This is a genomic window from Streptomyces sp. NPDC086077, assembly GCF_040686175.1.
GTDB lineage: Bacteria > Actinomycetota > Actinomycetes > Streptomycetales > Streptomycetaceae > Streptomyces.
In genome coordinates, this window is the sequence record NZ_JBFBJT010000281.1 from 1 (window position 1) to 4,047 (window position 4,047).

The 4,047-nt window shown below is 67.3% G+C and carries 4 protein-coding genes; all 4 read right to left on the minus strand.

The window, feature by feature from the left end:
* Window positions 1-131: 131 nt before the first annotated feature.
* Window positions 132-509: a F0F1 ATP synthase subunit epsilon gene (locus AB0O67_RS36800; RefSeq protein WP_365460304.1), complete on the minus strand. Its 378-nt coding sequence runs from the start codon at window positions 507-509 to the stop codon at window positions 132-134.
* Between the two features lie 118 nt (window positions 510-627).
* Complete coding sequence (gene atpD / locus AB0O67_RS36805) at window positions 628-2,064, minus strand: F0F1 ATP synthase subunit beta (protein WP_365460307.1); 1,437 nt, start codon at window positions 2,062-2,064, stop codon at window positions 628-630.
* Window positions 2,064-2,981, minus strand: a complete 918-nt coding sequence (locus tag AB0O67_RS36810) for a F0F1 ATP synthase subunit gamma (protein ID WP_365460310.1) — start codon at window positions 2,979-2,981, stop codon at window positions 2,064-2,066. The genes atpD and AB0O67_RS36810 overlap by 1 nt, the downstream gene beginning before the upstream one ends.
* Window positions 2,982-3,002: 21 nt before the next feature.
* On the minus strand, window positions 3,003-4,047 hold a 1,045-nt coding region (gene atpA, locus AB0O67_RS36815; protein WP_365460313.1), incomplete at its 5' end, for a F0F1 ATP synthase subunit alpha.

The following is a 4,047-nucleotide window of genomic DNA, read 5'->3' on the forward strand; positions in this document are numbered from 1 at the left end:
GACGCGGTCGGGCCGGATGGGCAGGTTGCGGTGGCGTACGCCGGTCGCGTGCCAGACGGCGTTGGCGACCGCGGCCGCGGCGCCCACGATGCCGACCGCGGCTGAGTGACGTCATCGCACGGCTTGCTGGGTCAACGCGCCGCCGTCGCCGCGCGAAGCCGGACGTCCGCGCGGCGCTTGGCCTCGGCGTCGTCCTCCGCCTTCGCACGCTCCAGTTCCTGCTCGACGCGCTTGACATCGATCTCGTCGGCCAGCTCGGCGACCTCCGCCAGCAACGACAGCTTGTTGTCCGCGAACGAGACGAAACCGCCGTGCACCGCGGCGACGACCGTTCCACCATCACTCGTACGGATGGTCACCGGGCCCGACTCCAGCACACCGAGCAGCGGCTGGTGACCGGGCATGACGCCGATGTCGCCGGACGTGGTGCGCGCGACGACCAGGGTGGCCTCGCCGGACCAGACCTGGCGGTCGGCAGCGACCAGCTCGACGTGCAGCTCAGCAGCCAAGGGTGGCTCCTCGGGTCACCACCCGGCGGTTCTGCCGGGTGTTGGTTACAAGTCTAATAGGCGTGGCAGAGGGGGCGGGACGACCCCGCCCCCTCACGACACGAGCACGAGGCCCGGGTCAGGAGACGCCCAGCTCCTTCGCGTTCTTCTTCAGGTCCTCAAGACCACCGCACATGAAGAAGGCCTGCTCGGGGAAGTGGTCGTACTCACCGTCGCAGATCGCGTTGAACGCCGCGATCGACTCCTCCAGCGGCACGTCCGAGCCGTCCACACCGGTGAACTGCTTGGCGACGTGGGTGTTCTGGGACAGGAAGCGCTCCACGCGACGGGCACGGTGGACGACCAGCTTGTCCTCCTCGCCGAGCTCGTCGATACCGAGGATCGCGATGATGTCCTGGAGGTCCTTGTACTTCTGCAGGATGTTCTTGACACGCATGGCGGCGTCGTAGTGGTCCTGCGCGATGTACCGCGGGTCCAGGATGCGGGACGTGGAGTCCAGCGGGTCCACGGCCGGGTAGATGCCCTTCTCCGAGATCGGACGGGACAGAACCGTCGTCGCGTCGAGGTGGGCGAAGGTGGTGGCCGGGGCCGGGTCGGTCAGGTCGTCCGCGGGGACGTAGATCGCCTGCATCGAGGTGATCGAGTGACCACGGGTCGAGGTGATGCGCTCCTGGAGGAGACCCATCTCGTCGGCCAGGTTCGGCTGGTAACCCACCGCGGAGGGCATACGGCCGAGCAGGGTCGAGACCTCGGAACCGGCCTGCGTGAAGCGGAAGATGTTGTCGATGAAGAACAGCACGTCCTGCTTCTGCACATCACGGAAGTACTCCGCCATGGTCAGACCGGCCAGGGCCACGCGCAGACGGGTGCCCGGGGGCTCGTCCATCTGACCGAAGACCAGCGCGGTCTTGTCGATGACGCCCGACTCCGACATCTCCTCGATGAGGTCGTTGCCCTCACGGGTGCGCTCACCGACACCGGCGAACACGGAGACACCGTCGTGGTTGTTGGCGACGCGGTAGATCATCTCCTGGATGAGCACGGTCTTGCCGACGCCGGCGCCACCGAACAGACCGATCTTTCCACCCTTGACGTACGGGGTGAGAAGGTCGATGACCTTGACGCCGGTCTCGAACATCTCGGTCTTCGACTCGAGCTCGTCGAAGCGCGGGGCCTTGCGGTGGATGGACCAGCGCTCACCGTCGTAGGACTCGTCGACGTTCAGCACCTCACCGAGGGTGTTGAACACCTTGCCCTTGGTGAAGTCACCGACCGGGACGGTGATGCCCGTGCCGGTGTCGGTCACCACGGCCTGGCGGACCAGACCGTCGGTGGGCTGCATGGAGATGGTGCGGACCAGGCCGTCACCCAGGTGCTGGGCGACCTCCAGGGTCAGCGTCTTCTTCTCGCCGGCGTTGGCCGGGTCGGCCACCTCGACGTGCAGCGCGTTGTAGATCTCCGGCATCGCGTCGACGGGGAACTCCACGTCGACGACCGGGCCGATGACCCGCGCGACGCGGCCCGTCGCCGTGGCCGTCTCAACAGTGGTGGTCATTAGTTGTCACTCCCCGCGGTCGCGTCGGCCAGGGCGCTCGCGCCACCGACGATCTCGCTGATTTCCTGGGTGATTTCGGCCTGGCGGGCCGCGTTGGCAAGACGGGAGAGCGTGTTGATCAGCTCACCCGCGTTGTCGGTGGCCGACTTCATCGCGCGCCGGGTGGCGGCGTGCTTGGAAGCCGCCGACTGGAGCAGCGCGTTGTAGATCCGGCTCTCGACGTACCGCGGAAGCAGGGCGTCCAGGACGTCCTCCGCCGACGGCTCGAAGTCGTACAGCGGGAGAATCTCGCCCTTGGGTTTGGCCTCCGCCGCGACCTCCTCGAGGCTGAGCGGCAGCAGACGCGCGTCCTGCGCGTTCTGCGTCATCATCGAGACGAACTCGGTGAAGACGATGTGGAGTTCATCCACGCCGCCGTCCGCCGTCTCCTTCTCGATGGCCTCGATCAGCGGAGCCGCGACCTTCTTGGCGTCCGCGTACGAGGGCTCGTCGGTGAAGCCGCTCCACGACTCCGCGATCGTGCGCTCACGGAAGTTGTAGTGGGCGACACCGCGCCGGCCGACGATGTACGTGTCGACCTGCTTGCCCTCGCGCTCCAGCCGCTCGGTGAGCTGCTCCGCCGCCTTGATGGCGTTGGAGTTGAACGCACCGGCCAGACCCCGGTCGCTGGTCAGCAGGAGCACAGCGGACCGCGTGACCGTCTCGGCCTGGGTGGTCAGCGGGTGCTTGGTGTTCGACCCGGTACCGACCGCCGTGACCGCGCGGGTCAGTTCCTGCGCGTACGGCGTGGAGGCCGCCACCTTGCGCTGCGCCTTGACGACGCGCGAGGCGGCGATCATCTCCATCGCCTTGGTGATCTTCTTGGTCGCGGTGACGGATCGGATGCGACGCTTGTAGACCCGGAGCTGGGCTCCCATGAGTCAGGTCCCTTCCTTACGTCACTTGGCGGTGGACGGAGCGTCCTCGCCGAGCAGCTTGCCGTCCGAGGTCTCGAACTGCTTCTTGAACTCGGCGATGGCGTCGGCGACGGCCGTGAGGGTGTCGTCCGACATCTTGCCGCCCTCCTTGATGGAGGTCATGAGGCCCTGCTCCTTGCGGTGCAGGTACTCCAGGAGCTCCCTCTCGAAGCGGCGGACGTCGGCGACCGGCACCTCGTCCATCTTGCCGGTGGTGCCGGCCCAGACGGAGACGACCTGGTCCTCGGTGGACATCGGCTGGTACTGAGCCTGCTTCAGCAGCTCGACCATGCGCTGACCACGCTCCAGCTGCGACTTCGACGCGGCGTCCAGGTCGGAACCGAAGGCGGCGAACGCCTCCAGCTCACGGAACTGGGCCAGGTCGACGCGCAGACGGCCGGAGACCTGCTTCATCGCCTTGTGCTGCGCGGAACCACCGACTCGGGAGACGGAGATACCGACGTTCAGCGCGGGGCGCTGACCGGCGTTGAACAGGTCCGACTCCAGGAAGCACTGGCCGTCGGTGATGGAGATGACGTTGGTCGGGATGAACGCCGAGACGTCGTTGGCCTTGGTCTCGACGATCGGCAGACCGGTCATCGAGCCGGCACCCATCTCGTCGGAGAGCTTCGCGCAGCGCTCCAGCAGGCGGGAGTGCAGGTAGAAGACGTCACCCGGGTAGGCCTCACGGCCCGGCGGGCGGCGCAGCAGCAGGGAGACGGCACGGTAGGCGTCGGCCTGCTTCGACAGGTCGTCGAAGATGATGAGGACGTGCTTGCCCTCGTACATCCACTGCTGGCCGATGGCCGAACCGGTGTACGGCGCCAGGTACTTGAAGCCGGCCGGGTCGGACGCCGGGGCGGCGACGATGGTCGTGTACTCCAGCGCGCCGTTCTCCTCCAGCGCGCGGCGGACCGACGCGATGGTGGAGCCCTTCTGGCCGATGGCGACGTAGATGCAGCGGACCTGCTTGTTCGGGTCGCCGGTACGCCAGTTGTCACGCTGGTTGATGATCGTGTCGACGGCC

Bases quoted from the DNA above. Each gene is read 5' to 3' on its own strand.
- atpD (WP_365460307.1), bottom strand. From the start codon at position 2,064: ATGACCACCACTGTTGAGACGGCCACGGCGACGGGCCGCGTCGCGCGG.
- AB0O67_RS36810 (WP_365460310.1), bottom strand. From the start codon at position 2,981: ATGGGAGCCCAGCTCCGGGTCTACAAGCGTCGCATCCGATCCGTCACC.